Genomic DNA, 1316 nt, shown 5'->3' with positions numbered 1-1316 from the left:
CGCTCGGCTCGGCGCCCGGACGTCCCGGCGACAAGGCCGCGTCCGGGTCGGTGGCGGCGCTCGTCACCCGGGGCGTGGACGCGCTCGACCCCTACTTCGCGCGGTACCTGCCGCAGCTCGTGGTCGCGGCCGTCGTGCCGGTGTGCGTGCTGGCGGTGCTGGCCGTCGCCGACCCCGGCACCGCGCTGATCGTCGCGATCACCCTGCCGCTGATCCCGATCTTCGGGTTCCTCATCGGGACCTACACCGAGGCCAGGACGGCCCGGCAGTGGAGCTCGCTGGAACGGCTCGCCGGACATTTCGCCGATGTGGTGACCGGGCTGGCGACGCTGAAGGTGTTCGGGCGGGCCCGGTTCCAGGCGTCGGAGATCCAGCGGGTGTCGCGGGAGCACCGCGTCGCGACGATGGCGTCGCTGCGGATCGCGTTCCTGTCGGCGCTGGTGCTGGAGCTGGCCGCGACCATCTCGGTGGCGGTCGTCGCCGTGACGGTCGGGTTCCGGCTGCTCGACGGGGGGATCACCTTCCAGCTCGCGCTGTTCCTGCTGATCCTCGCGCCGGAGGCTTATCTGCCGCTCCGCCAGGTCGGCGCCCAGTTCCACGCCGCGCAGGAGGGGCTGGCCGCCGCCGACCGGCTGTTCGCCGAGATCCGTCCCGCGGTGGCCGCGCCCGCGCCGGGGCCCACGACCGTCACCGCTGACGAGCTGGTGCTCCGCGACGGCCTCGCCCCGATCTCCTTCACCGCCGAACCCGGCACGATCACGGCCCTGACCGCGCCGTCGGGCAGCGGCAAGTCCAGCCTGTTCGCCGCGCTGCTCGGCTTCCACACCCCGGTGTCCGGCGCCCTCACCCGGCTCTCGCGCGACCAGGTCTCCTGGCTTCCCCAGCATCCGACGCTCTTCGAGGACACGATCGCCGCGAACCTCGCCGTCCCCGTCCCGGACGCCCCCGCCGAAGCCGTCCGCGCCGCCGCCGCCCAGACCGGAGTCCTCACCTTCACCACCCTCGACACCCGTCTCGGCCCCGACGGCGCCGGCCTGTCCGCGGGGCAGCGCCAGCGCGTCGCCCTGGCTCGCGTCGCCCTGCGCTGCGCCCTCCTCGACACCCCCGTCCTCCTCCTCGACGAACCCACCGCCCACCTCGACGTCCAGACCGAACTCGACCTCGCCGACACCATCACCGCCCTCACCACCGGCCGCACCACCCTCCTGGCCACCCACCGCCCCACCCTCGCCACCCGCGCCCACCAGACCGCCACCCCCCACCCCGAACCCCAGAAAGCGGTGCCCGCATGACCCACGACACCACCCGCGGCCCCG

General features: G+C 74.5%; 1 protein-coding gene. It reads left to right on the top strand.

What is annotated here, in order from left to right:
• Positions 1-1292: thiol reductant ABC exporter subunit CydD (gene cydD / locus ACYVE7_RS34185; RefSeq protein WP_460370741.1), on the top strand; the 1292-nt coding region annotated here is incomplete at its 5' end.
• Positions 1293-1316: the final 24 nt, after the last annotated feature.

The organism is Actinocorallia lasiicapitis (assembly GCF_054778695.1).
Note: the sequence above shows the minus strand (reverse complement) of the source record. Positions and strands in the feature narration are given on the sequence as shown.